Below are 26,184 nucleotides of genomic sequence, written 5' to 3' on the forward strand. Positions count from 1 at the left end.
CACCGACACTTACTCAAACGTGGGTTCCCGGGTCCCACGTTTGAGTTTGCCTGCGTTTGCCGCCTTGACCTGAACACAGATAGCTGCGACCTAAATCTTCAAACCACCACGTGCCGCGTATATCCGCATCTTTGCAGCCCAAAACCCCTCCCCATGGTATACCTCGAACTCGAACGGGTCTCCAAGATCTACGGCGAAAAAGTACTCTTTGACCAGGTCGATCTGCAGGTCGCCCAAAACACGAAAGTGGCCCTGGTGGCCAAGAACGGAACCGGCAAGTCGACCCTGCTGCGGGTAGCCGCCGGCATCGACCAGCCCGAAGGCGTCGGCTCCAGCGTCTACGTACACAAGGACGCCCGCCTGGCCTACCTGCCCCAGGAACCCGACTTTGGCAAAAACGCCACCGTCATGGACGCGGTCTTCGACAGCGACAGCGAACTGGTGCGGGCGGTCCGCGACTACGAATCGGCCCTCTACCGCACCGATCAGCCCCAGCTGCTGCAGGACGCCCTGGCCCGCATGGACCAGCTGCAGGCCTGGGACATCGAGGCCCGCATCAAGGAGGTACTGAGCAAACTCAACATCCACGACGTCAACCAGCGGGTGGATACCCTCTCCGGCGGACAGCGCAAGCGGGTGGCCCTGGCCAAGCTCATCATCGACGAGCCCGACCTGATCATCCTGGACGAACCCACCAACCACCTCGACCTCGACATGATCGAGTGGCTGGAGGAGTGGCTGCAGTCGCCCAACCTCACCCTGCTGATGGTGACCCACGACCGCTACTTCTTGGAACGGGTGTGCAACCGGATCATCGAGCTCGACGGCGGCAACATCTACCACTATACCGGCAACTACTCCGACTTCCTGAACAAGAAGGCCACCCGGGAGGAAACCGAATCCGCCGAACTGGACAAGGACCGCAAGCGCATGAAGCAGGAACTCGAGTGGGTGCGCCGGATGCCCAGTGGCCGCGGCACCAAGGCGAAGAGCCGCCTGAGCGCCTTCAGCGAACTGAAGAACAAGGTGGGCAGCTTCCGCCAGGAAGAGGAGCTCACCCTGGAGATCAAGGGGCAGCGCCTCGGCAGCAAGATCCTGGAGGCCCACAACATCAGCAAGTCCTACGGCGACAAGCAGCTGGTCAAGGGCTTCAGCTACAAGTTCCAGAAAGGAGAACGGGTGGGCATCGTGGGCCGCAACGGCGCCGGCAAGTCGACCCTCCTGCACATGCTCACCAAGGAACTGGAGCCCGACACCGGCAAGGTGGTCCACGGCACCAACACCCACTTCGGCTACTACACCCAGGAGGGCATCAACCTGAGCCAGGACATGCGCGTCATCGACGTGGTACGGGAGATCGCCGAGTTCATCCCCCTGGAAAAGGGGCTGAAGCTCACCGCCCGCGGCCTCCTCGAACGCTTCATGTTCAACAGCAAGCAGCAGCAGGTGTACGTCAGCCAGCTCAGCGGGGGCGAACGCCGCCGCCTCTACCTGCTCACCATCCTGATGAAGAACCCCAACTTCCTCATCCTGGACGAACCCACCAACGACCTCGACATCATGACGCTGAACGTGCTCGAGGACTTCCTGCTCGACTTCCCCGGCTGCGTACTCATCGTCAGCCACGACCGCTTCTTCCTCGACAAACTGGCCCACCACCTCTTCATCTTCGAGGGGGAGGGCAAGATCCGCGACTGGAACGGCCTCTACTCCGAATACCGCGAGCAGCTGAAGCTGGAAAGCCAGCAGGCCCCCAGCCCTTCCGCGGCACCCGCGCCCGCCGCAGCCTCCTCCTCCTCGGCCCCTTCCGAAAACCAGCTGAGCCAGGAGCAGCGCAAGGCCATCCGTCGCGTAGAAGGACAAATCGGCAAGCTCGAGGCCCGCAAGGCGGCCATCAACGAGCAGTTCAACAATATGGCAGGCCTGACGCCGGAAAAGATCGCCGACCTGGGCCGGGAACTCGCCGAAGTGAACGAGCAGATCGAGGAAAAGGAGCTGGAATGGATGGAACTGGTGGGCGAATAGCCCGCCCCCTTTCCTAACACGGCAAAATCACCGATCCGTAAAGTCGCTGTCCAGCAACCCGTTACGCGCGGAGGTTTTCCCCACCCAACGGTGGAAAACGGTGTAAAACAGGGGAGTTATCCACAGGGTAGGCCAAAAAATCCAAATTTTGCCGCGGTTATCCACATTTCCACAGCTTTCCACATTCCCTCTCCACTCACTTTTCACCGGGCGGCCGCCGTATTCCCCAGCCCAGCGTCATAAAAGTTATTTACGCCCGTCTTTCCACAAAAATGTGGATAACCGGCGAATCCCTTTGATTATCGGCTTGTTAGGGTGTGGAATGACGGTGGAAAACGTGTTTGCCCGCGTGGATTCCGGAAATTCCAAACCTTTGCCGGATTCGTTCTCCTCCTTTCCACACCCCTAATGACGATAAAGGGATTAAATTTTTTTAAAGGTTTATAACTATTAAGAGCATGGAAAAATCGTTGCGCGGCTACCCCCGATCCGTCAAAATCTGGCTGCTGGTCGGGCTCGTGATGGTCGTCGGACAAATTGTCATTGGCGGCATCACCCGGCTCACCGAGTCGGGGCTCTCGATTACGGAGTGGGAGGTGCTCAGCGGGGCCATTCCGCCGCTCAACGCCGCCGACTGGCAGGTGGAGTTCGAGAAGTACCAGCAGTCGCCGCAATACGCCAAGATCTTCGCGGACATCACCCTGGCCGACTTCAAGTTCATCTACTTCTGGGAGTGGTTCCACCGGCAGTGGGCCCGCACCATGGGGCTGGTCTTCGCGGTGGGCTTCGTCATCTTCTGGCGGCGGGGCTACCTGGACGGGCCCCTGATGCGCCGTCTGGGCGTGGTGGTGCTCCTGGCGGCCCTGGCGGCCAGCTTCGGCTGGATCATGGTGGCCAGTGGCCTCATCGACCGTCCCTGGGTGAACGCCTACAAGCTCACCCTCCACCTGGCGCTGGGCATCACGCTCTTCGCCTACCTCCTCTGGGTGACGCTGAAGGTAATTCAGCCGCGGACCGCAGGTTTTCCACATTCGCCGGTGGATAAAGTACGCTGGGGACTGAATTTCGTGCTCGCCCTCCAGCTGCTTTTGGGCGGCGTGATGAGCGGAGCGCGGGCCGCCCTGCCCTACCCCACCTGGCCGGACATGAACGGGGACTTCGTCGCTCCGGTGCTGAAGGACGCTTCCGCGTGGACGGTGGAAAACCTCGTCCAGTACGAAGCCAGTCTCTTCCAGCCGGCCCTCTTTCAATTCCTCCACCGCATGACGGCCTATGCGCTGATCCTCATTGCTTTATACTTCGTGTACCGCTGCTACAAGACCTTCCAAAACACCCGATTGCGGGTTACCAACACCCTGTTGATAACCCTGTTGATAACCCAGGCTATCCTGGGGATTTTGACCCTGGTGAACAGTGTAGGACAGGTACCCGTAGGCCTGGGAGTAGCCCATCAGTTCACCGCCATCGCGGTGGTGGCGACGGTCGTATACCTCAACTATTTGTTCCGCCCCGGGAGGCCCTTACGGCCTGTGGAAAAAGTGGTGGAAAACAATCGGAAAAAAAGTTTGGCGGTCTAATGGGCTCCCGGAAGGTGCTCCGACCAGCCCTCGCGGCGCCGTCCCAGGTACTGGGCGGTGAGGAAGATTGCCAGCAGGAAATGGAGCAGGGCCGCCCGCGAATCCGGGTTGTACATACTCTGGACCAGGATCATCAGGTAGTGAAATAGGCTCAGGCTCAGGGTCACCAGCAGGAAGGTGGGTGTATCCCGGCGGCGGAAGAAGGCCCACAGGCTCAGGCCGGCCGTATAAAGGGCGGATAATCCGTACATCTTCATCAGCAGCTGGAAGCTCGGGCCTTCGGAAGTCCCGAAGCCCGGAACCAGGTCGCCGGCTTCGGGATAAAAGAGGAAGAGGAAGGCGACGACGGCCTGGATCAGCGTGTGCAGTAACAGAATCATACCCCTGAAACGCTTTTGCGGCGGGGAGTTGCCCACTGTCGGGCAGCCGCGCATTGGAAAAGCACCCAATTTTATTTCGTGCTTATCCATAATGGATAGCATAAGAATGGCGTTATTGTGGGTGGATAATGTTATTGACGTGGTCACCCTTTGGCGGCCGAATTTTCAACCCCTCATGAACTTTACCAAGCCCCTTACCCGGACCACCGAAATCCGGATTACCCAGCGGGAGCTGGCCCTCCACCTCCGTGGCCACCACGACTTCCTCTGGCACTACGCCCGCAAGATGGCCCGCTGCAACCGCTGCCGCAATGAGGACCCCGCCGCGGGCGACTACCGCATCTACATCAACGGCTGCGGCGATTTCGCCATCTACCACCGCTGTGGCGACTGCGAATACCCCCTGCACAGCTACATCGACCTGAGCCAGGACGTCCACATTCGCCGCGAACTCCGTAAACTGTGGCTCACTAAAGTCAACTGACCATCAGCGCATCTTCCTGGGGCCGGGCCCTCGTCTGGACGCTCATCGCCGCCGCCTTCATCGGCCCCGGGACGGTAGCCACGGCTACCCGCGCCGGTACCCAGGGGGGACTGGCCTACCTGCCCTTCGTCCTGCTGGCCGCGGTAGCCGGTTTCGTATTCATGGAGATGGCCGCCCGCGTCACCATCGTGAGCGGACAATCCCTGGGCGTCCACCTCCACAAGACGGCCCGCTGGCTGCCCACCCTGGTGTTCGGGGCCGTGGCGTTCGGCTGTATGGCCTATCAGGCGGGCAACCTGTCGGGGGCCCTCGGCGGCCTGCAACTCCTCTACCCCTTCGACCGCGGCTGGCTATTGCCCCTGGCCGGGGCCATCGTCGGACTGATGTGGACGGGTAGCGCCGACCGGATCGGCCGCGTCATGGCCCTGGTGGTGGCCCTGATGGGGGTGCTCTTCGTCGTGGCCGCGGCCCTTATCCTGTTCGGGGAGGCGCCGGCGGAGCGGGCGTACACTCCCCTCGACGCTACCGTCCTGCTGGGCCTGGTCGGGACTACCATCGTTCCCTACAATTTCTTCCTGGCGGCCGGACTGGGCGACGGAGGGGAGCTGCCCGAAATGCGACGAGGCTTGCTGGTTTCATTCGGACTGGGCTGGTTGATCACCGCCGCCATCGTGGTCGTGGGCTCCACTACGGACGCCTTTGCTTCCTTCGGCGACCTGGCCACCGGGCTACAGCTTACTCTAGGGGAATACGGCCGCCTGGTGCTGGCCGTGGGGCTCTTTGCCGCCGGGTTCAGCTCGGCCACTACGGCGCCCTTCGCCGCGGCCATGGCCGGCCGGGGACTGATCGGGAGCGGTCCGGGATGGGAAACCAACGGGCGGGCCTTCCGGATCACCTGGGCGGTGGTACTGGGCGTCGGATTGGCGGTAGCCCTGCTGGGGCTGGACATCGTGGGCGTCATCCTGCTGGCGCAGATCTTCAATGGCCTGTTGCTGCCCTTCATCGCCGCGGTGGTGCTGCTGCTGGCCAACCGCCGCTCCCTGCTGGGCGAGGAGGTCAATAGCTGGTGGCAGAACGCCATTGCCGTGGCCGTGCTGGCCTTTCTGACCTACCAGACGGCGGTCTTCTTTTTCGGTCTGATTGCGGGGCGCTGAACGCGGGTGCCAGGCTAACGCTGGGCGTAGTCTTCCCGGTTGATGTTGAGCTTCTTCATCCGGGCGAAGAGCGTCTTGCCGTTGATCTTCAGCAGGCGGCCGGCGCCGTTGGGGCCGGTGACCCGCCCGTTGGTGTACCGCAGGGCACGGATGATGTGGCGGCGCTGGCTTTCTTCCAGGCTGATCATCGTTTCCTTGCCGGCTTCCTCGACGATCTCGTAGTGACCGGTGATGCCGGTGACGGCGCCGCCTTCGAGGCGCGACCACATCACTACCCGCATGAGTACCTGCTGGTCGGCGGCGGCCCGCATCAGGTAGTTCTCGTCCATGCGGTAGAATCCCCGGCGGAAATGCTCGAGGTGGTCGGTCCAGCGCTTGGTGTCCTCCTTGCCCAGGCGGCTGACGATGGCCCGCGGCCGCAACTCGTCTGCGTCCTTTACGCCCAGCATCGCCTTCAGGTTCTGGCTGGCGATCATGCTGTCGTTGGTGATGTCCAGGTCGAAACTGCCGATGCGGTAGGCGCTTTCCACGCTGCCCAGCATGTTGATGTAGCGCTTGCTGTGTTCCACGGAGCGGATCATGGAACAGATCAGCTGTTCGTTGGTCTCGTGGATGAGGTGAGGCACGCTGTACACCGCCACGGGGTAGCAGGTGCCGGAGCAGTTACGGTGGTGGCTGAATACCTGGTCGCTGCCCTGGTCGATGGTGCGCTGGCAGTGGGCGCTCCAGGTCGCCTGCGTCCAGTCGGGGGTATAGTCGGAGATGGATTTTTCCATCATTTCCTCGTAGGCGTAGCCGAGGGTGTTGCAGGCCGCCGGGTTGGCGTAGCGGACCCGCCCGGCCAGGTTATGGCAGAGGAGGCTTGGCTCACCGTGTCCCACCACTCGGTTGGCGAGGGCCATAATCTGGGGGGGCGTAAGGGGCTGCATAGTTTCGGGATTTAAAGCGAAGCACTCATCACGAGGGTCCCGACCACAGCCAACCGCTCACTGTCCACGGGGGCAGGGCGGCGCGTAAAAAGGCAGGTGAGTGGGCAGTTGTTAAAGGTCAGTGCAATTGCTTTACAGTAAACAAAGGTAAATGTTTTCACACATTATTCCGGTAAGCCCGTAGTCCATAAATACTTTCCCCCATTTATACGTTGTACCTTAGGGAAAGCCAAACTTAGTTTTGTACGCCGGCCTTGGCTGTCCCCAAGTCTCTGTTGCTATGGTCCCAACGAATAACTATGAACTGCTGATCACCAAGCTGGATGAATTCATCCGTAAGTACTACATAAATAGTGCAATACGGGGCCTTTTGTACTGTACGGGGCTGATTTTATTGCTTTTTCTGGTCGTTAGCCTGCTGGAATCCCAGTTTTACTTCAGCGGAGGGACCCGCAAACTGCTCTGGTACGGCTTTCTGCTCCTCAGCGGTACCGCTTTGGCCATCGGCGTTGGCCTCCCCCTGGCCCGCTATTTCCGCCTGGGGTCCACCATCTCCCACGAGCGGGCGGCCCAGATCATCGGGGCCCACTTCAGCAACGTGCAGGATAAACTGCTCAACGTACTCCAGCTCCGCCGCCAGGCCGACCGCGAGCAGGATGCGCTCTTGCTGGCTTCCATCGACCAGAAGTCTTCCGAAATATCGCCGGTACCCTTCCGTTCGGCCATCGACCTGACCCAGAACAGCCGCTACCTCAAGTACGCCCTGCCGCCACTGTTGCTGCTGCTCGTGCTGCTGGTGGCCGCGCCCAGCCTGATCCGCGACAGTACCAGCCGCCTCATCCGCAACTCCGAGCACTTCGACCGCCCCGCCCCCTTCCGCTTCGTGCTGTCGGAAACCAATCCCCAGGTCATCCAGTACGGCAGCTACCCCCTGACCGTCCGCGCCGTGGGCGACGTGGTGCCCGCCGAGGCCTTCATCGAGGTAGACGGCTACCGCTACCGACTCATCCGGGAGGATGGCAACACCTTCAGCTACGCCTTCAATAACGTGCAGGAGGATACCCCCTTCCGCATTTCCGCCGGGGAGGTATCCACCCCCGAATACCTGCTGAGCGTGATGCCCAAGCCCACCATTGCCGGCTTCTCCGTGGCCCTGGATTACCCGGCGTACCTGGGGCGGCAGGACGAAGTAACCACCAATATCGGTGACCTCACGGTACCCGCGGGCACCCGCCTGAAATGGTCCTTCGATACGGAAAACACGGAGTCCATCGGACTGCGCTTCGCCGCGGAGGACAGCACGGCCGAGCTGCGCCGCGACGGCCGCGACCTGTACAGCTTCGAAAAGCGCGCCCTGCGCAGCGACCGCTACAGCCTCTACATCGGCAACGAATACCTGCCCCTGGCCGACTCCATCACCTACACCCTGGCCGTAATTCCCGACCAGTACCCCCGCATCAGCGTGGAATCCTTCCAGGACAGCACCGATGAGCAGCTGCTCTTCTTCGTCGGGGAAGCTTCCGACGATTACGGGCTCACTCAGCTCGACTTCGTCTACCGCATCCAGCCCGCCGAAGGGGAAGCTCGCGAAGGCCGACAGCCAATCACCACGCCATCCAACCGGCAGATCCGCTACGACCACGTACTCGACCTGCGTAGCGACCTGCCCCTGGAAGCCGGTGACGCCCTCACCTACTACTTTGAAGTCTACGACAACGACGCCGTCAACGGCCGCAAGAGCGCCAAGACCGCCGTGATGAGCTACCGCGTACCCACCCGCGAGGAGATGGACGCCCGGGCCGAAGCCAACGACAGCAAGGTGAAGGAACAACTGCAGCAGGCGCTGAAGGCCACCCGCGAACTGCAGGACGAAACGAAGAAGGTCCGCGACAAGATGCTCCAGGAAAAGGAGGTGGACTGGAAACTGCGCAAGGAAGTAGAGAAGCTCGCCGAACGGCAGGAAGAGATCCAGCGGCAGATCGAGGAAGCCCGGCAGGCCTTCGAGGAAAATCTCGAGAACCAGCCCCAGGAGAACGAGCAGATCCGCCAGAAGGAGCAGAAGCTCCAGGAGATGTTCGAGAAATCGGTCTCCCAGGAACTGCAGGAGCTGATGCAGGAAATCCAGCGACTGATGGAGGAACTGAACAAGGACGCTACCCTGGAGAAGATGGAAGACATCGAGATGTCCGACGAGGAAGCCGAAGCCGAGCTCGACCGTATGCTCGAATTGTTCAAGCAACTGGAGGTCGAGAAGGAGATGCAGGACGCCATCGAGCAACTCGAGGAACTGGCCGAGGAGCAGGAGGAACTGGCCCGGCAGAACGCCGAGGGGGAGAAGACGCCCGAGGAACTGCAGCGGGAGCAGGAAGCCCTGCGCGAGCAGTTCGAGAAGCTGCAGGAGAAGCTGGAGCAGGCCGAACAAAAGAACGAAGCCCTGGAACGCCCCATGAACCTCGATACGAAGCAGAAGCAGCAGGAAGCCGTGAAGCAGGACATGCAGGAGGCCGAAAAGCAACTGCAGGAGCAACAGGAAAACCAGGAGCAGCAGCAGGGTGAGCAACCGCAGGAACAGTCAGAGGCGGGCGAGCAAGAACAGCAGGAGGGAGAACAACCCCAACAGCAGCAACAGCAGCAGAACCAGCAGCAAAAGCCCCAGAACGGCGCCCAGAAGCAGCAAGACGCCGCCAAGAAGATGCAGCAGATGGCCCAGCAGATGCAGGAGTCCATGGAAAGCATGCAGATGGAGAGCAACCGGGAAGACATGGCGGCCATCCGCCAACTGCTGGAGAACCTCGTGGACCTGAGTTTTGACCAGGAGGAAACGATGGACCAGCTGAACCTGACCACCGTAAATACCCCCCGCTACGTGGAACTGGTGCAGCAGCAATTCCAGATCAACAACGACTTCGAGCTGGTACGCGACTCCCTCCAGGCCCTGGCCAAGCGGAACTTTCAGATCGAATCCTTCATCACCGAGAAGGTGACCGAGATCCGGTCCAACCTCAGCGGGACGGTCGACGAACTCGAAGAACGGCGCATGCCCCAGGCCGCCAACCTGCAGCAGCGCGCCATGACGGGCCTGAACGACCTGGCCCTGATGCTGAGCGAAAGCATGGAACAGATGCAGCAGCAGATGGCCGGGCAGATGAAGGGGCAGCAGCAGTGCCAGAACCCCCGCGACGGTCAGCAGGGGCAGCAGACGGGGCAGCCGAGCGAGAACCCCGGCAGCGACGGACAGAAGGAAGTAGGGGAACAACTCCGCGAACTCAAGGAGGGGCTGGAGAAGGGCGAAGGCGGCAGCAGCAAGGAATTCGCCGAAATGGCGGCCCGGCAGGCGGCCCTGCGCCGCGCCCTGGAGGAAAAGCAGCGCGAACGGCAGCAGAACGGTCAGGGCAAGGACGGCGAACTGGAGCACCTGATCGAGCAGATGAACGCCGCCGAGGAAGATATGGTCAACAAAAGGTTGACCAATGAGACCCTCATGCGTCAACAGGATATCCTGACGCGGATGCTGGAACACGAACGCGCCGAACGTGAACAGAAGCTGGATGAAAAACGTAAATCTGAAACCGCCGAGCAGCAGCGGCGCGAATTGCCCCCCAGCCTGGAAGACTATATCCGGCAGCGGCGTGCCGAAGTGGAACAGTTTAAACGGGTCACTCCGGAGTTAAAACCCTATTATCAGGGATTAGTCGACGAATATTTCCGTTCCCTGTCTACCAGTCCGTTATGAACTATTGCCCGTGTCTATGATGTTATTTTATTTTCGGCCTACCCCTAATCCCCTATTGAAACTCTGAACAACCTCAATTCATGCTCACTCTCGCTTCCGATCCCAGTAACATCTCCCAGGTTGAGCAATTGGTCAACCAAATAGCCAATCGGTTTAAACTTGACCAGGAAAAACACGACAATCTCCTCATCAGCCTGACGGAAGCCGTCAACAACGCGATCATCCACGGCAACAAGCAGGATCGTTCCAAGACGGTTAGCATCTGCATGGATCGGATCAGCGACGGCCTATCGATCCGCGTCTCCGACCAGGGCCGCGGCTTCAATTACCAAAGTCTGCCCGACCCCACCTGTCCCGAGCGCATTTGCGAATGCGGTGGCCGGGGGGTATTCCTCATGACCCAACTGTGCGACCGGATGCGATTCATCGACGGTGGTTCCACGGTAGAAATGCAGTTCCGGCTCTGACCCCTTCACCTTCCATTTCCTTCCACGAGGAGGGCGGGCAGCTGCCCGCAGCTCCCGAGACCGCGATCACCGACTGGATCCGGTCGATCATTGCTGCCCGGGGCGGAACGCCCGGCGAGATCAACTACATATTCTGCTCCGACGACTACCTCCACCAGATCAATGTGGAGTACCTGCAGCACGATACCCTCACGGACATCATCACCTTCCCCTACGCCGACTTTCCGCTGGTGTCGGGTGACCTGTTCATCTCCACCGACCGCATCGCGGATAATGCCCGGGAATTCGGGGAGCAATACGCCGACGAGCTCCACCGGGTGATGATCCACGGCATCCTCCACCTCTGCGGGCAGGGCGACAAGAGCGAGAGTGAGGCCTCCGGCATGCGCGAACTCGAACAATGGGCCCTGGGGCAGCGCCCCCCCACCCTGCTGCCCCGTCCGTCGTAAAACGGCATTTCAATTGTGCGGCGAAGCCACTCCCGAACCAGCCATTTAAGGCATCTTTGGGGTTGAATCAGGTATACCGCAGATGAAAGTTTTAAAATTCGGAGGCTCTTCCGTCGCCCAGCCCGACCGGATCCGGGGCATCGTCGACATCCTGAAGGGGTACTACGCCGCCGGCGACCACTTCACGGTGGTCTTTTCCGCCTTTGGCGGCGTCACGGACGGCCTGATCGAAATGAGTGAGCTGGCCGCCCGCGGCGACGACCGCTACGGGCAGTTGTTCCAGGACTTCGCCGACCGCCACCAGCGCGCCATCCGGGAGCTGCTCACCGACGAAAAACTGCAGCAGGAGACCGCCCAGCAGATGCGGCGGAGCCACGAAGTGCTCAAGAACCTCCTCTACGGCATTTTCCTGGTCCGCGAAGCCTCTCCCCGCACGATGGACTACGTGTTGAGCTTTGGAGAACGTTCCTCTTCCTACATCATTTCCCAGGTGCTGCAGCAGGCCGGGGTACCCGCCGAATTCCTCGATGCCCGCCGCATCATCAAGACCGACAAGACCTTCGGCAACGCCAAGGTAGCCTTCGAGAAAACCTACGCCAGGATCAAGGAACACTACCTGGAACACCCTAAGGTTCAGGTAGTTACGGGCTTTATCGCTTCGGCCAAGGGCGGACTTACTACAACCCTTGGCCGGGGTGGCTCGGACTACACCGCCTCCCTGCTGGCCGCCGGCCTCGACGCAGACGTGATCGAGATTTGGACCGACGTCAGCGGCGTACTCACCGCCGATCCGCGACGGGTGGCCAAGGCCTTCACCATCCCGAAGATGACCTACGCCGAGGCTATGGAAATGTCCCACTTCGGCGCCAAGGTGATCTACCCGCCTACCCTGATGCCGGCGCTGCAGAAGCGCATTCCGCTATATATCAAGAACACCTTTGAGCCCGACTTCCCCGGTACCAAAGTGAGCGAGGAAAGCGATCCCGACGGCGAGGCTGTACGGGGCATCAGTTCGATCAATAACGTGGCCCTCTGTACCGTCTCCGGTACGGGCATGTTTGGCGTTCCCGGTATCGCGGGCCGGATCTTTGGTTCCCTGGCTACCGCCGACATCAACGTCATCCTGATCACCCAGGGCTCCAGCGAACATGCAATCAGTTTTGCTGTTCAGCCTTCCGCCGCCGAGCGCGCGCGGGAGGCCGTAGAGGAGGCTTTCGCCTTCGAAATCGAGCGGGGAGTGGTCAACGCCGTGAAGGTCGAGCGCGACCTCAGCGTCGTGGCCATCATCGGCGAGAACATGCGCTACCAGCCCGGCATCTCCGGTCGCCTCTTCCGTGCCCTCGGCAAGAACGGCATCAACGCCGTGGCCATCGCCCAGGGTTCGAGTGAACTGAACGTCTCTGTAGTCATTAGCCGCGACGACGAAACCAAGGCGCTGAACGCCCTGCACGAAGCCTTCTTCCTTTCCGATTACAAGACCCTCCACCTCTTCATTGTCGGGGTGGGTCTGATCGGCGGTACCCTGCTCAAGCAGATCGACCAGCAGAACGACTACCTCCGCGAACGCCGGGGCATGGAATTGAAGGTGGTCGGCCTGGCCAACTCAAAGAAGATGCTCTTCGATGCAGGGGGCATCGATCTGAGCCGCTGGAAGGAGTCATTGAGCGAATCCACCACCCCTATCGACCTGGCCGTATTCGTGGGCCGGATGCGCGACCTGAACCTGAGCAACAGCATCTTCATCGACAATACCGCCGACAGCAAGATCGCCACCTTCTACGAGGCGATCCTCGACGAGAGCATCAGCATCTCTACCCCGAACAAGATCGCCACCTCCTCCGGCTACCTCCAGTACCAGCGACTGAAAAACATCGCCGACAAGCGCGGGGTACAATTCCGCTACGAAACGAACGTCGGTGCCGGCCTGCCCGTCATCTCTACCCTGCGCGACCTGATCGACAGCGGTGACCGCATCAACAAGATTGAGGGGGTACTGAGTGGCTCCCTCAGCTACATCTTCAATAACCTGGACGGCGAGCGTCCCTTCAGCGAGATCGTCCGCGAAGCGAAGGAAAAGGGCTTTACCGAGCCCGACCCGCGTATTGACCTCTCCGGCAAGGACGTGGCCCGCAAAATCCTCATCCTCGCCCGGGAGACCGGGGTAGCCCTGAACGCCGAGGACGTAAACGTCAGTGGCTTCCTGCCCGACGAAGCCATGGCGGCGGAATCGGTGGACGAATTCTTTACGACCCTGGAGGAGCGGGCGGATTACTTCGCCGAGATGTACGCGAAGGCGGCCCGCGAGCAAAAAGTACTGCGGATGATCGCCACCCTGGAAGGGGAAACCGCCACCGTAGGCGTACAGGCGGTAGGGCCGGACAATCCCTTCTACACCCTCAGCGGCAGCGACAATATGATCGTCTTCACCACCGACCGCTACCGGGTACGCCCGCTGGTGGTCCGGGGCCCCGGTGCGGGCGCGGAGGTCACCGCCGCGGGCGTCTTCGCCGAAATCATCCAGATCGGTTCTTCCCTAAGTTAGCAGCATGCGAGAAGTAAGAGTATTTGCCCCGGCTACCGTAGCCAACGTCGCCGTCGGCTTCGACATCCTCGGTTTTGCCATCAACCGCCCCGGCGACGAGATTGTGGCCCGCCTGAATCCCGCCTTCTCCGGAGTGCGCATCACCGCCATCACCGGTACGGGCGATAAGGTTCTGCCCCTCGATACCGAAAAGAATACCGCCGGAGTCTCGGCCCAGCGGCTGTTGCACCACCTGGGGCAGCCGGAAACCGGCGTTGAACTGGAAATTCACAAAAAAATGCCCTTCGGCTCCGGCCTGGGCTCCTCAGCGGCCAGCGCCGCTGGTGCGGCGGTGGCCGTGAACGAACTGCTGGGCGCCCCCCTGACCCGGGAGGCCCTCCTGTACTTTACCGTCCTGGGGGAAGAAGTTGCCGACGGCAGCTTTCACGCCGACAACGTGGCCCCCTGCCTGGTGGGTGGCATCACCTTGATCCGGTCCAACGACTCCCTCGACGTCCACCACCTGCCCGTACCGAACGGATTGCACGTAGCGGTGGTCCACCCCGAAATAGAGATCCTCACCCGCGACGCCCGCGCGGTACTCAGCGACCAGGTGCCGCTGTCGGTGGCCATCCGGCAAACGGGCAGTCTGGCCAGCTTCATCACCGCCCTGTACACCAACGACATTTCCCTGCTGGGCCGCTCGCTGCACGACCACATGATCGAGCCCCAGCGCAAGCAGCTGATCACCGGCTTCGACGACGTCAAGGCGGCCGCCCTGCAGCGCGGAGCCCTGGGCTGCAGCATCAGTGGTGCCGGCCCCAGCATCTTTGCCCTCTGCGACAGTGGCTACCTCGCCCAGGCCGTTGGCCAGGGGATGCAGGCCGCCTTCCAGCAGCACGGCGTCGAAAGCCAGCTTTATGTTTCTCCCATCAACCAGCGGGGCGTGGAGATCCTGTCGGTCACCGACTGACGGCAACCACCCCACCCCGCGGCCATCCCCTCCGCCATGAAGTTTTACAGCACCAACGATCCCGACCACCGCGTCGACCTCCGGGAAGCCATCTTCCGCGGCCTGCCCGCCGATAACGGACTCTATATGCCGGAGCGGATCGAACCCCTGCCCCCCGCCTTCTTTGACGAACTGCCTTCCCTCAGCTTTGCCGAAATTGGCTACCGCGTCAGCCGCCAATTGCTCGGCGACGCCGTGCCCGAAGCAGACCTGCGCCGGATCGTGGCGGAAACCGTCGACTTTCCCGCCCCGGTGGTCGAGCTCGACGAGCGGATCTACGTGCTGGAGCTCTTTCACGGACCTTCCCTCGCCTTTAAGGACTTCGGGGCCCGCTTCATGTCGCGGCTGATGCACCACTTTAACGAGGCGGATTCCGGCGACCTCACCATCCTGGTGGCTACTTCCGGCGATACCGGCGGGGCGGTGGCCGCGGGTTTTTACGATACACCGGGCATCCAGGTGGTCATCCTCTACCCCAGCGGAAAGGTCAGCGACCTTCAGGAGAAGCAGCTCACTACCCTCGGCAAAAACATCCACGCCCTGGAGGTCGACGGCAGCTTCGACGACTGCCAGGCCCTGGTCAAGCGCGCCTTTCTGGATGATGAATTGCGCAGCCGGTTCCGGCTCAGCTCGGCCAACAGCATCAACATCTCCCGGCTCATTCCCCAGACCTTCTACTACTTCGAAGCCTACAAGCAACTGCTGGCGGCCGGTGGACCTACACCCCCGGTGGCCTTCTGCGTACCGAGCGGCAACTTCGGCAACCTTACAGCCGGACTCATCGCCCAGCGGCTCGGGCTGCCGGTTCACCACTTCATCGCGGCCACGAACGCCAACGACGTAGTGCCCCGCTACTTGGAGAGTGGGGACTACCAGCCCGCTCCCTCCGTCCCTACCCTGTCGAATGCCATGGACGTCGGTGCTCCCAGCAACTTCGCGCGCATGACCAACCTCTTCGGCCACCTCCTTGGAAAGGAAAAGCCCCTGCCCGAGGTACACGCCGAACTGGGCCGACGGGTATCCGGCTACGCCTACGACGATGCGGCTACCGAGGCGGCCGTCAGGGAAGTAAAAGCGAAGTACGGCTACACCATCGACCCCCACGGGGCGGTGGGTTACCTGGCCTTGCGGGAATGGCAGCAAGGCCACCCCGCTACTCGCGGCGTTATTCTGGAGACAGCCCACCCCAGCAAGTTTTTGCCGGATATGGAGCGGATCCTCGGTGAGGAGGTAGCGGTGCCCGAGCGGCTGTCCCAACTCGCCGACGCCGAGAAGGTGGCCGATCCCATGACGACCGAGTACACGGATTTTCGGTCTTGGCTGGAGGGTAATTTATAGCCTCTGGGGAATGTTCCACGTGGAACAATTGGGGGAGCGGAGATCAATTGTTCCACGTGGAACATCGAATACGGAGTCGGGATTTCACGACGAATCCGGCACCCGCTCCGCCATAATCCGGCTTTAAGTCGTTGTTGCGGCAAGTGTTCCGGCGGTAGTTTGATACCTTAGCAAAACAAAAATTCAGCCAAATGAAATTACCGTTGATCTGGTGCCTGCTGTTGCTGGCCGCCGGGACCGTCCAGGCGCAGGTGCCGGGCGAAAACCCCTTCAAACAGCTCGAAAACGAACTGCCCACCCCGAACGTCTACCGCAACGCGGCCGGCGCCCCGGGCCATATGTACTGGCAGCAGAAGGCCGATTACCAAATGGACATCCGTCTGGACGACGAGCAGCAGCGGGTATACGGCACGGAGAAGATCACCTACCACAACAACTCCCCCGACCCCCTCGACTACTTGTGGGTGCAGCTGGACCAGAACGTCCGGGCCCTGGATTCCGATACCTACTCCACCTCCACCAGCGAGATGGGTGAGCGGATGTCGCTCGGACAGCTCTCCCGCCTGGAGCCCACCTTCGACGGTGGCTTCAAGATCGACTGGGTGCGTGACGCCGCCGGTAAGGACATGGCCTACTTCATCCAGAAAACCATGATGCGTGTCGACCTGCCGAAGACCCTCAAGCCCGGCGAGAGTACCGTGCTGCAGATCAAATACTGGTACAACATCAACGACCGGATGAAGGACGGCGGTGGTCGCTCCGGCTCGGAGTACTTCGAGGAGGACGACAACTACCTCTACACCATCGCCCAGTTCTACCCCCGCATGGCCCTGTACAGCGACAACGTGGGCTGGCAGAACAAGCAGTTCCTCGGACGGGGGGAATTCACCCTCACCTTCGGCGACTACGATGTGAAGATCACCGTACCCGCCGACCACCTCGTAGCCGCCACCGGTACCCTGCAAAACGACAGTGAGGTGCTGACCCGCGAGCAGCGGCAGCGACTGGAAAAGGCCCGCAAGGAGCGTGTCCAGCCGGTCATCATCGCCAGCCAGGAAGAAGCCATTGAGCGGGAAAAGACGAAGGTCAAGAAAGAAAAGACCTGGCACTTCAAGGCCGAGAACGTCCGCGACTTCGCCTTCGCCTCCTCCCGGAAGTTCATCTGGGACGCCATGGGCGTCGAGCAGGAAGACGGCAGCGTAGTGATGGCCATGTCGATGTACCCCAAGGAGGGCAACCCCCTCTGGGAGCGCTTCTCGACCAAGGCCGTGGCTCACACCCTGAAGTGGTACACCCATTACACCTTCAACTACCCCTACCCCGTGGCCTGGTCGATCAACGCGGCCGACATCGGCATGGAGTACCCCATGATCTGCTTCAACTTCGGCCGCACCGAGGCCGATGGCACCTACAGCGACCGTACCAAGTACGGCATGATCGGCGTGATCATCCACGAGGTAGGCCACAACTACTTCCCGATGATCGTAAACAGCGACGAGCGGCAGTGGACGTGGATGGACGAGGGCCTGAACACCTTCCTCCAGTACCTCGCCGAGCAGCAGTGGGAGCGCGACTACCCCAGCCGCCGCGGACCCGCCAACAAGATCGTCGACTACATGAAGGGCGACAAGCGCTACATCTCCCCCATCATGACGAACTCGGAGTCGATCTGGCAGTTCGGCAACAACGCCTACGGCAAGCCGGCCACCGCCCTGAACATCCTCCGGGAAACCATCATGGGCCGCGAGGCATTTGACTACGCCTTCAAGACCTACGCCAACCGCTGGAAATTCAAGCACCCCGCCCCGGCCGACCTGTTCCGGACGATGGAGGACGCCTCGGCCATTGACCTTGACTGGTTCTGGCGCGGCTGGTTCTTTACCACCGACCACGTCGACATCGCCCTGGCCGACGTGAAGGAGTTCCGGATCAACAGCATGGACCCCGTCGCCGAAAAGGCCCGGGAGCGGCAGGCCGAGGAGGAAGCCCCCCGCAACATCAGCAGCATCCGCAACGAGCAGGAGATCACCCAGACCTACGACGAGATCGATACTACCCTGCGCGACTTCTACACCGACTACGATCCCTTCGAAGCGACCGTGATCGACCGCGACGAGTACCACCATTACCTGCAGGGACTGAGCGAAGCCGAACGCGCCGTCCTCCAGGCCAACAAGTACTACTACGAGCTGACCTTCGAAAACATCGGCGGACTGGTGATGCCGATCATTCTGGAGTTCACCTTCGCCGACGGCACCAAGGAGGTGCTGCGCATCCCCGCCGAGATCTGGCGCATGGGCACCGAGGAGGTGACCAAGGTCTTTCCCTTCACCCAGCAGGTAAAGTCGATCGTCCTGGATCCCTTCCTGGAAACCGCCGATACGGATACCAGCAATAACTACTACCCCTCCAAGCCCGCCGTCAACCGCTTTGACCTCTACCAGAGCCGGGAGCGGAACGGAGAAAACCCCATGCAGCGCAACCGTCGGGCCGAACAGCAGGACGCCTCCGGTTCGCGCCGCTAAGTCGCGCCCGATTACACACATGACCTATACCAATCCCGCGCTCACCGTCGTCAGCGACGAAGTTACCCCCGGGGCCCTGCGCTGGCGCAGCCCTTCCAACATTGCCCTGGTCAAGTACTGGGGCAAGCACGGAAACCAGCTGCCGCAGAACGCCTCGGTCAGCTTCACCCTTGACGCCGCGGCGACCGATACTACCCTACACTATCACCCGCGCCGGGAAGCCGGCGCGGGGGTAGATGTGGCCCTCTACTTTGACGGGGAGCTGCACCCCGGATTCACCGACCGCACCCGCCGCTTCCTGGAGGGCCTGCTGCCGATCTACCCCTTCCTGCGGCAGTTCTCGCTGCGGATCGATACCACGAACAGCTTCCCCCACTCGGCCGGCATCGCCAGTTCGGCGTCGGGCATGAGTGCCCTGGCGTTGTGTCTGGTCAGCCTGGAAGAGGCGCTCTTTGAGCCGCTCCCCGATACCGCTGCTTTCTTCCGCAAGGCCAGCTACCTTTCCCGCCTGGGATCGGGCAGCGCCTGCCGGTCGGTCTACGGTACGGCGGCGGTGTGGGGCACGGTCTCCGGGCTGGCGGACAGCAGCGACGAATACGCCGTCGGCATCGCCGACCACCTCCACCCCGTTTTCCAGTCTTACCACGACGACATCCTGCTGGTTTCCCGGTCGGAGAAGTCGGTAAGCAGCCGTGCCGGACACGGCCTCATGGAGCAAAATCCCTACGCGCCGGCCCGCTACGCCCAGGCCAATCAGCGCACCCGGGAAATGCTGGACGTATTGCGGCGGGGTGACACCGAAAGGTTCGGGCAACTACTTGAAAGTGAGGCACTTACCCTGCATGCACTGATGATGAGCAGCCAGCCTTCGTATACCCTCATCGAGCCCAATACGCTCAAGGTTATCACCACCCTGCAGCAGTTCCGGCGGGAAACCGGCCACCCCGTCCACTTCACCCTGGACGCCGGCCCAAACGTCCACCTGATGTACCCGGACGCGATTGCGGCGGAGGTATCCATCTTCGTAACGGATCACCTGCTGCACTACTGCGAGGACCGGCAGTACCTCGCCGACCACGTCGGCAAGGGACCCCACCAATTGGCGATCGACGGAACGTCCGGGGCGTGAAGGCTGTTTAAGTAGTGATGCGCTACCTCAACGTTTCCCTTCTCACCCTGGTCGCCTGCTTCGTTTACGCCTGCGGCCTCGGCAGCCAGGAACTTCCTCCCCGCCTCCGCACGGGCTACCCGCCCCTCGACGAGCGGCTGTCAAGGATGGTTACGGTCGATTCCCTGAGCCTGAGTCCGGCGGAAGTGCGGCGACTCCCCCACCCCCTGCTGCTCGACGCCCGGGAGCCCGAGGAGTACGCCGTCAGCCACCTGCCAGGCGCGGAGAACATCGGCTACGACGATGCCCGTTACGGTTTGCTGGAGGGCGTCGACCGCGACCGCCCCGTGGTGGTGTACTGCACCATCGGTTACCGCAGCGAGCGGATGGCCGAGGAGCTGCGCAGCCGCGGCTTCCGCCGGGTGTATAACCTCTACGGCAGTATCTATGCCTGGGCGCTGGCCGGTTACCCCCTCGTCGACGAAGACGGGCCCACCCGCCGCCTGCATACCTACAACCGCAAGTGGGGAACCTATTTTCCCGATAGCTTAGCTACCAAAGTTTACTAGTCCCGTATCCATGACCCTTTACCAACAAATCCAGGAGTGTGTTGCATTCATCAAACAAAGAGCCCGTACCGAGCCCCGGGTGGGCATCATCCTGGGCACGGGACTGAGTACCCTGGTGGAAGAGATCGAGATTGAGCAGGAATTTGTCTACGGCCTCCTCCCCTACTTTTCGGTGTCTACGGTGGCCAGTCACCGGGGCAAACTGGTACTGGGCAAGCTGCGGGGCGTGCCCGTGGTGGCCATGGCCGGCCGCCTCCACTACTACGAGGGCTACAGCATGCAGCAGCTCACCTTTCCGGTGCGGGTGCTGAAGGCTCTCGGCATCGAGCACCTGCTCATTTCCAATGCGTCCGGGAGCGTTAATCCCGACATCTGCGCCGGCGACGTGGTCTTCCTCAACGACCACATCAATATGCAGCCCGATAACCCCCTGCGCGGCCACAACGACGACCGCCTGGGGCCCCGCTTTCCCGATATGCTGAATACCTATAACCGGGAGCTGAACGCCAAAGCCATGGAAATGGCCAAGAAACGCGGGCTGACCACCCATGAGGGGGTATACCTGGCCCTCCCCGGCCCCAACCTGGAGACCCCGGCCGAGTACCGCATGGCCAACATCATCGGGGCCGACGTCATCGGCATGTCGACCGTTCCGGAAGTTTTGGTGGCCCGCCACGCCGATCTGCCGGTATTTGTGGCCTCGGTGGTAAGCAACAAATGCTTCCCCATCGCCGACATCCAGCCCACCACCGTGGAGGACGTCATTGCCACCGTACAGGTCGTGGAGCCCAAGCTCCGCCTGCTTATGGCGGACCTGGTGGAGTACCTGGCCGCGGAGGGTTAGGCGCGGCCGCGGGTGCCGGGAAACGGTGTTCCGCCGGGCTGCAATCGGAAGTCCGAAATGGAAAGAAGGACAAAAACATGGTGCCCCGGACAACTAACGATTGCGCTCGAACCTTTAAAACAAGTTAACCCTGATCGAAAGCTGAATGAACGGAGCCCTTCGCGCCGCCTGGAAAAATCTTAGTACTACCGACCGCGACGTAGCGACGGCAATGAGTATAGTGTACGAGGAACGCTCCGTGCTCGACTTGTCCCGCTTGTTGAACAAGATTGGTATGGCCCCACCCCCGGGTGAGTCCAGGTTTACCCACGCAGATACTGAACAAATTGTCCACCGCCTGTACGAGCAGGGAATCCTGATCAAGCAGAGCGACCACGGCTGGCGGATCAATCCCCGCCACAGCGAGGCCATCATGCGGCAGGCCAGCCGCCGGCCCGACTTCAGCGTACTCGTCAACGAGATCCGCCGGGAGCTGCCCTACAAGACCTACTGGCAACCCAGCAGTCCCCACGCCCTGATGCGGGAGATCCGCATTGCCTTCTACCTGCAGAACGAGGCCGGCTTCGACCGCCTGCAACGGGAAACGGAGAACTTTTACCCCGACCAGGCCCGTACCGGGGTGTTCATCGATCCCCTCTTCGCCGAGTTCGACCCGCGCTGGGTAGAGAACCTGCTGCCCGCCTGGCAGGAGATCAACCTGCGCAACGCCTTCCGCCGCGCGCTGGTGGCCATGGAGCCCCTGGATACCCTGGTGGAGTTCCTGGAACAGCACGAGAAGATCCGCGAGCCCGAATCCGGCCCCCTGCGGGAGTTGCTGGCCGAAGCCTTCGTCCTCCAGGGCGCCTGGAGCCGCCTGCAGCTGTGGGCCGACCTGGAAACGGCCGAGTGGCGCAGCAGCGCCAACCACCTGATCTACCACGTCCTCCGCGACGAGGACGAGATCGCCCAGGACCTCATCGAGGAAGTCCGCAAGGGCTACCGCCGCGAGTACGAGAACAAGTACCCCGCCCACCTGGCCGGTTACCTCTACCTGCTTTCCCTCCTCCGCAACGGGGGGGTGAAAAGCGCGGAGATCATCGGGCACCACCTGGAAAACCTCGACCCCGTACAGAACCTGCGCCTCGGCGGCACCTACCTCGTCTTCAAGGCCCTGCACGCCTACCTCCGCAACGACGAGGACGCCCAGGCCGTGGCCCAGCAGGGGCTCGACCGCATGGAAGCCAACGCCTTCGCCCGCACCTTCCACGCTCTGTTCCGCCTCTGGACCGACAGCAGCACCGAAGCGCCCAGCGACGCCTACCTCCAGGAGCTGGAGACCTTCCGCGAGCAGGCCCAGGACAGCGGCTACCAGTGGGTGGAAATGGAGATCACCCGCGTACTCTCCCTGCGCCACCCCGACACCGACGCCCGGGAAGCCTACGCGACCCGCGCCCAGCAACTGAGCGACCAGCTCCGGATCTACTCCCTGGCCGACGCCATGCCGCGCATCGAGCCCTGGGAACGGGCCCTGGAGGTACTGGTGGGCATGGGAACCCCCGACCGCAACCACGAAAAGCGCAGCAAGAAGACCAGCCGCTTCGTCTGGTTCGTCGACTTCGAGAAGCGGGAGCTGGAACCCCGCGAACAGACCCTGAGCAAGGGCGGCAGCTGGTCCAAGGGCCGTAAAGTGGCCCTGAAGCGCGTCAAACAGGGCGACGTGGAGGGCATGACCCCCCAGGACGTGGCCGTAGCCAAGGCCATCGAGGAGGACTACAGCCGCTACCACCCCAACGGCAGCTACACCATCAACTACGAGGAGGCCCTGCTGGCCCTGGTCGGCCACCCCCACCTCTACCTCAGCAAGAACTCCGCCATCGGCGTGGAGCTGGTGCGCCGCAACCCCCAGCTGCTCATCGAGGAGACGAACAACCGCCTCCACCTCCGCTTCGCCCAGGACTTCACCGGTACCGGCGTCCAGGTGGTCAAGGAAACCCCCACCCGCTACCAGGTCATCGAGGTAAATGACGGCCACAACCTGATCCACCGGCAGATCGGCGCCGGACTGGAGATCCCCAAACGGGCCCGCCACCGCCTGCTGGAGGTAGCCCGCAACCTGAGCAAATTCACCGAGGTACAGAATACCCTGGCCGGGGTGATCGACGACCTCGACGAAACGAAGGCCGACTCCCGCACCTACGTCCACCTGCTGCCCATCGGGGAAACCTTCAAGGTGGAATTCTTCGTGCGCCCCCTGCCGGAGGAGGACCAGTACTTCAAGCCCGGCCGCGGCCGTAACAAGGTAATCAGCGACGTAGACGGCCACCGCCGCCTGGCCGAGCGCGACCTGAGCCGCGAGATCGAGCGGGCGGAGGGCGTCATCCTGGACTGCCCTACCCTGCAGAAGCTCGTCCACCGCGACTACGAATGGCAGGTCGACGAAGTAGAGGACTGCCTCAACATCCTGCTGGAGCTGCAGCCCCTGCGCGCCCTGGACCGCATCATTCTGGAGCACCCCCGCGGCGAACGCATCAAGCTGATCGGCAGCGTGGATTTCTCCGACCTCTCCCTGGGCGTCAAGGAATCCGCCGGCTGGTTCGACGTGGAAGGCTCCCTGGCCGTCGACGACAACCAGGTGATCAGTTTCCGCGAGCTCATCGACAAGGTGAGCCAGAACGAACAGAGCAACTTCATCCAGCTCAGCGAAGGGCAGTACGTCGCCCTCACCGAGCAACTCCGTCGCAAGCTGCGGGAAATGGAGGGACTTATGACCCAGAAGGGCGACGGCATGCAGCTGCACCCCCTCGCTACGGGCATCCTCGACGACGTGGCCGACCAGCTCGGGGCCTTCGAGGCCGACATCGCCTGGCGCGAAAGCCTGCAGCGTATCCAGAGCGTCAACCACACCATCGCCCGCGTACCCTCTACCTTCCGGGCGGAACTGCGGCCCTACCAGCTCGACGGTTTCCGCTGGCTGATGCGGCTGGCCGACTGGGGCGTAGGCGCCTGTTTGGCGGACGATATGGGACTGGGTAAGACCATCCAGGCCCTGGCCATGATGCAGGCCCGGGCGGAAGAAGGTCCGGCCCTGGTCATCGCACCGGCCTCCGTGACGCGGAACTGGATGCGGGAAGCCTCCCGCTTCGCCCCCACCCTGAACCCCATCCTACTGGTTGGTGCCGACCGCCAGGAGATCATCGATAACGTAGGTCCCTACGACCTGCTGGTGGTAAGCTACGGCCTGCTGCCCTTCGAGGGTGAGGCCCTGGCCCAGAAGCGCTTCGGCACCATCGTCCTGGACGAAGCCCAGGCCATCAAGAACCGCGGTACCAAACGCAGCCAGATCGCCATGCAGCTGCAGGGCGACTTCCGCGTGGCCACCACCGGTACCCCCATCGAGAACCACCTGGGCGAGCTCTGGAACCTCTTCACCTTCCTGAACCCGGGGCTGCTGGGCTCCTTCCAGCGCTTCAACGAGAAGTACACCGTACCGATCACCCGGAACAACGACAACGAGCGCCGGCAGCAGCTGCGGCGCCTCATCCAGCCCTTCATTCTGCGCCGCCGCAAGGAAGAGGTACTGGAGGAGCTGCCCCCGAAAACGGAGGTCACCCTCACCGTCGAGCTTTCCCAGCCCGAACGCGCCTTCTACGAAGCCCTGCGGCAACACGCCCTGGAAAGCATCGACGAGAGCGACGGGCCGAACCGCCGTTTCCAGATCCTGGCCGAGCTCATGAAGCTGCGGCAGGCCGCTTGCCACCCCAAGCTGGTGAACCCCGACGTCGACATCTCCAGCAGCAAGCTGGAACTGCTCGCCGAAACCGTACAGGAATTGCGGGAAAACGGCCACAAGGCACTGATCTTCAGCCAGTTCGTACGCCACCTAAAGATTGTGGAGGCCTGGGCCATCGAGAACAACGTACCCTACCAGTACCTCGACGGCAGCACCCCCGGCGCCAAGCGCGACGAGGCCGTGCAGGCCTTCCAGCGTGGTGAGGGCGACATCTTCCTCATCAGCCTCAAGGCGGGCGGTACCGGCCTAACCCTTACGGCGGCCGACTACGTCCTCCACCTCGACCCCTGGTGGAACCCCGCCGTGGAGGACCAGGCCAGCGACCGCGCCCACCGGATCGGGCAGCAGCGACCCGTTACGGTCTACCGCTTCGTATCCGAGAACACCATCGAGGAAAAAATCGTCAAATTGCACGCCGAGAAACGCGATCTGGCCGACAGCCTGCTAGCCGGTACCGAACAGAGCGGCAGCCTGAGTGCCGATGACCTCCTAGACCTGATCAAGCATGGATAAACCCACCCCCCGACCCCACCTCCACGTATACGACGACGGCCCGGCCGTGGCCCGCGCCTTCGCCGACCACCTGGTCGAGAAACTGCGGCAGCAGCCCGAAGGCCCCCTCTTCTGGGCGCTGTCCGGTGGATCCACCCCCAAGCTGCTGTTCAAGCTGCTGGCGGAGGAGTACGGAGAGAAAATCGACTGGTCGCGCCTCCACTTCTTCTGGGGCGACGACCGCATGGTGCCCTACAACGACCCCGAAAGCAACTATGGCGAGGTAAAGAGCCTGCTGTTCGACCACGTAGCGGTAGTGGAAGACCAGATCCACCCCGTGCCCACCGATCTGCCCGCCGAAGAAGCCGCCGAGGCATACGCGGCCACCATCACCGAACTGCTGCCCCAGAACTCCGACGGACTGCCCATCTTCGACATCAATATGCTGGGCATGGGCGGCGACGGCCACACGGCCTCCATCTTCCCCGACAGCATGGAGCTCCTCACCGACGACCGTGTCTGCGCCGTGGCCAAGCACCCGGAAAGCGGTCAGCTGCGGGTTACCCTTACCGGTCCCGTAATCAACGCCTCCGATGAGGTGGTCTTCCTGGTCACCGGCGGCTCCAAAACGGAGCGGGTAGCCCAGATCCTGAACGACACCCCCGAAGGGGAACAGTTCCCGGCCGCTCACATCCGCCCCACCTCGGGCAATCTCCACTGGTTCATGGACCGGGACGCGGCAAAGGAGGTGAAGTAGTAGAAGTATTGGGCCATTTCCGCCACAAATATTGTTCCTCCCCACAAATAT

The 26,184-nt window shown here is 62.0% G+C and carries 18 protein-coding genes; 16 read left to right on the forward strand and 2 right to left on the reverse strand.

The features are described from left to right. Positions 1-153: 153 nt before the first annotated feature. Positions 154-2,025: an ABC-F family ATP-binding cassette domain-containing protein gene (locus tag CGL56_RS16935; protein WP_099107774.1), complete on the forward strand. Its 1,872-nt coding sequence runs from the start codon at positions 154-156 to the stop codon at positions 2,023-2,025. A 458-nt stretch (positions 2,026-2,483) separates the two neighbouring features. Beyond that, positions 2,484-3,602, forward strand: coding sequence for a COX15/CtaA family protein (locus CGL56_RS16940; protein ID WP_099107775.1), 1,119 nt, complete (start codon positions 2,484-2,486; stop codon positions 3,600-3,602). Here CGL56_RS16940 and CGL56_RS16945 read toward each other — a convergent pair. Beyond that, positions 3,599-3,982 carry a hypothetical protein gene (locus tag CGL56_RS16945; protein WP_099107776.1) on the reverse strand — a complete coding sequence of 128 codons (384 nt, stop codon included), beginning with the start codon at positions 3,980-3,982 and terminating at the stop codon, positions 3,599-3,601. The genes CGL56_RS16940 and CGL56_RS16945 overlap by 4 nt on opposite strands. A 175-nt stretch (positions 3,983-4,157) precedes the next feature. On the opposite strand from CGL56_RS16945, the gene CGL56_RS16950 reads away from it, so the two are divergent. After that, positions 4,158-4,466: a hypothetical protein gene (locus CGL56_RS16950; RefSeq protein WP_099107777.1), complete on the forward strand. Its 309-nt coding sequence runs from the start codon at positions 4,158-4,160 to the stop codon at positions 4,464-4,466. A 59-nt stretch (positions 4,467-4,525) separates the two neighbouring features. Further along, positions 4,526-5,620: an NRAMP family divalent metal transporter gene (locus CGL56_RS16955; protein ID WP_262490639.1), complete on the forward strand. Its 1,095-nt coding sequence runs from the start codon at positions 4,526-4,528 to the stop codon at positions 5,618-5,620. A 14-nt stretch (positions 5,621-5,634) separates the two neighbouring features. Here CGL56_RS16955 and CGL56_RS16960 read toward each other — a convergent pair whose 3' ends face one another. Next, the gene (locus CGL56_RS16960; RefSeq protein ID WP_099107779.1) at positions 5,635-6,549 is read right to left on the reverse strand and encodes a PAS domain-containing protein; all 915 of its coding nucleotides are present in this window, start codon (positions 6,547-6,549) and stop codon (positions 5,635-5,637) included. A gap of 280 nt (positions 6,550-6,829) precedes the next feature. On the opposite strand from CGL56_RS16960, the gene CGL56_RS18140 reads away from it, so the two are divergent. The 12 genes from CGL56_RS18140 (at position 6,830) to pgl (ending at position 26,133) form a co-directional block, all read left to right on the forward strand. Beyond that, positions 6,830-10,282, forward strand: coding sequence for a DUF4175 family protein (locus CGL56_RS18140; RefSeq protein ID WP_143470769.1), 3,453 nt, complete (start codon positions 6,830-6,832; stop codon positions 10,280-10,282). Between the two features lie 80 nt (positions 10,283-10,362). Next, positions 10,363-10,749 carry an ATP-binding protein gene (locus CGL56_RS16970; RefSeq protein WP_099107780.1) on the forward strand — a complete coding sequence of 129 codons (387 nt, stop codon included), beginning with the start codon at positions 10,363-10,365 and terminating at the stop codon, positions 10,747-10,749. Then, complete coding sequence (gene ybeY / locus CGL56_RS16975; RefSeq protein WP_245852006.1) at positions 10,689-11,198, forward strand: rRNA maturation RNase YbeY; 510 nt, start codon at positions 10,689-10,691, stop codon at positions 11,196-11,198. Before CGL56_RS16970 ends, ybeY begins: the two co-directional genes overlap by 61 nt. Positions 11,199-11,280: 82 nt before the next feature. Further along, positions 11,281-13,740, forward strand: a complete 2,460-nt coding sequence (gene thrA, locus CGL56_RS16980) for a bifunctional aspartate kinase/homoserine dehydrogenase I (RefSeq protein ID WP_099107782.1) — start codon at positions 11,281-11,283, stop codon at positions 13,738-13,740. 4 nt (positions 13,741-13,744) lie between these two features. Then, on the forward strand, positions 13,745-14,692 hold the full coding sequence (locus CGL56_RS16985) for a homoserine kinase (protein ID WP_099107783.1): 948 nt from the start codon (positions 13,745-13,747) through the stop codon (positions 14,690-14,692). A gap of 36 nt (positions 14,693-14,728) precedes the next feature. Next, positions 14,729-16,069 carry a threonine synthase gene (gene thrC, locus CGL56_RS16990; protein WP_099107784.1) on the forward strand — a complete coding sequence of 447 codons (1,341 nt, stop codon included), beginning with the start codon at positions 14,729-14,731 and terminating at the stop codon, positions 16,067-16,069. A 191-nt stretch (positions 16,070-16,260) separates the two neighbouring features. Then, complete coding sequence (locus CGL56_RS16995; protein WP_143470770.1) at positions 16,261-18,594, forward strand: M1 family metallopeptidase; 2,334 nt, start codon at positions 16,261-16,263, stop codon at positions 18,592-18,594. Positions 18,595-18,613: 19 nt separating this feature from the next. Continuing rightward, entirely contained in the window at positions 18,614-19,723 is a 1,110-nt protein-coding gene (locus tag CGL56_RS17000; protein WP_099107785.1) for a diphosphomevalonate/mevalonate 3,5-bisphosphate decarboxylase family protein, read from the forward strand. 17 nt (positions 19,724-19,740) lie between these two features. Then, positions 19,741-20,271 carry a rhodanese-like domain-containing protein gene (locus tag CGL56_RS17005; RefSeq protein ID WP_099107786.1) on the forward strand — a complete coding sequence of 177 codons (531 nt, stop codon included), beginning with the start codon at positions 19,741-19,743 and terminating at the stop codon, positions 20,269-20,271. Between the two features lie 10 nt (positions 20,272-20,281). Beyond that, positions 20,282-21,115, forward strand: coding sequence for a purine-nucleoside phosphorylase (locus CGL56_RS17010; RefSeq protein WP_099107787.1), 834 nt, complete (start codon positions 20,282-20,284; stop codon positions 21,113-21,115). 145 nt (positions 21,116-21,260) lie between these two features. Then, on the forward strand, positions 21,261-25,397 hold the full coding sequence (locus CGL56_RS17015) for a DEAD/DEAH box helicase (RefSeq protein ID WP_143470771.1): 4,137 nt from the start codon (positions 21,261-21,263) through the stop codon (positions 25,395-25,397). Further along, complete coding sequence (pgl, locus tag CGL56_RS17020; RefSeq protein WP_099107789.1) at positions 25,390-26,133, forward strand: 6-phosphogluconolactonase; 744 nt, start codon at positions 25,390-25,392, stop codon at positions 26,131-26,133. The genes CGL56_RS17015 and pgl overlap by 8 nt, the downstream gene beginning before the upstream one ends. Positions 26,134-26,184: the final 51 nt, after the last annotated feature.

Source organism: Neolewinella marina (assembly GCF_002631205.1).
Taxonomy (GTDB): domain Bacteria; phylum Bacteroidota; class Bacteroidia; order Chitinophagales; family Saprospiraceae; genus Neolewinella; species Neolewinella marina.

Coding starts and splice junctions, on each gene's coding strand:
- CGL56_RS16995 (WP_143470770.1), top strand. CDS start 16,261: ATGAAATTACCGTTGATCTGGTGCCTGCTGTTGCTGGCCGCCGGGACC.
- CGL56_RS16960 (WP_099107779.1), bottom strand. CDS start 6,549: ATGCAGCCCCTTACGCCCCCCCAGATTATGGCCCTCGCCAACCGAGTG.
- CGL56_RS16940 (WP_099107775.1), top strand. CDS start 2,484: ATGGAAAAATCGTTGCGCGGCTACCCCCGATCCGTCAAAATCTGGCTG.
- CGL56_RS17000 (WP_099107785.1), top strand. CDS start 18,614: ATGACCTATACCAATCCCGCGCTCACCGTCGTCAGCGACGAAGTTACC.
- CGL56_RS16935 (WP_099107774.1), top strand. CDS start 154: ATGGTATACCTCGAACTCGAACGGGTCTCCAAGATCTACGGCGAAAAA.
- pgl (WP_099107789.1), top strand. CDS start 25,390: ATGGATAAACCCACCCCCCGACCCCACCTCCACGTATACGACGACGGC.
- CGL56_RS16950 (WP_099107777.1), top strand. CDS start 4,158: ATGAACTTTACCAAGCCCCTTACCCGGACCACCGAAATCCGGATTACC.
- CGL56_RS17005 (WP_099107786.1), top strand. CDS start 19,741: ATGCGCTACCTCAACGTTTCCCTTCTCACCCTGGTCGCCTGCTTCGTT.
- CGL56_RS16985 (WP_099107783.1), top strand. CDS start 13,745: ATGCGAGAAGTAAGAGTATTTGCCCCGGCTACCGTAGCCAACGTCGCC.
- CGL56_RS16945 (WP_099107776.1), bottom strand. CDS start 3,982: ATGATTCTGTTACTGCACACGCTGATCCAGGCCGTCGTCGCCTTCCTC.
- CGL56_RS18140 (WP_143470769.1), top strand. CDS start 6,830: ATGGTCCCAACGAATAACTATGAACTGCTGATCACCAAGCTGGATGAA.
- thrC (WP_099107784.1), top strand. CDS start 14,729: ATGAAGTTTTACAGCACCAACGATCCCGACCACCGCGTCGACCTCCGG.
- CGL56_RS17015 (WP_143470771.1), top strand. CDS start 21,261: ATGAACGGAGCCCTTCGCGCCGCCTGGAAAAATCTTAGTACTACCGAC.
- CGL56_RS17010 (WP_099107787.1), top strand. CDS start 20,282: ATGACCCTTTACCAACAAATCCAGGAGTGTGTTGCATTCATCAAACAA.
- thrA (WP_099107782.1), top strand. CDS start 11,281: ATGAAAGTTTTAAAATTCGGAGGCTCTTCCGTCGCCCAGCCCGACCGG.
- CGL56_RS16970 (WP_099107780.1), top strand. CDS start 10,363: ATGCTCACTCTCGCTTCCGATCCCAGTAACATCTCCCAGGTTGAGCAA.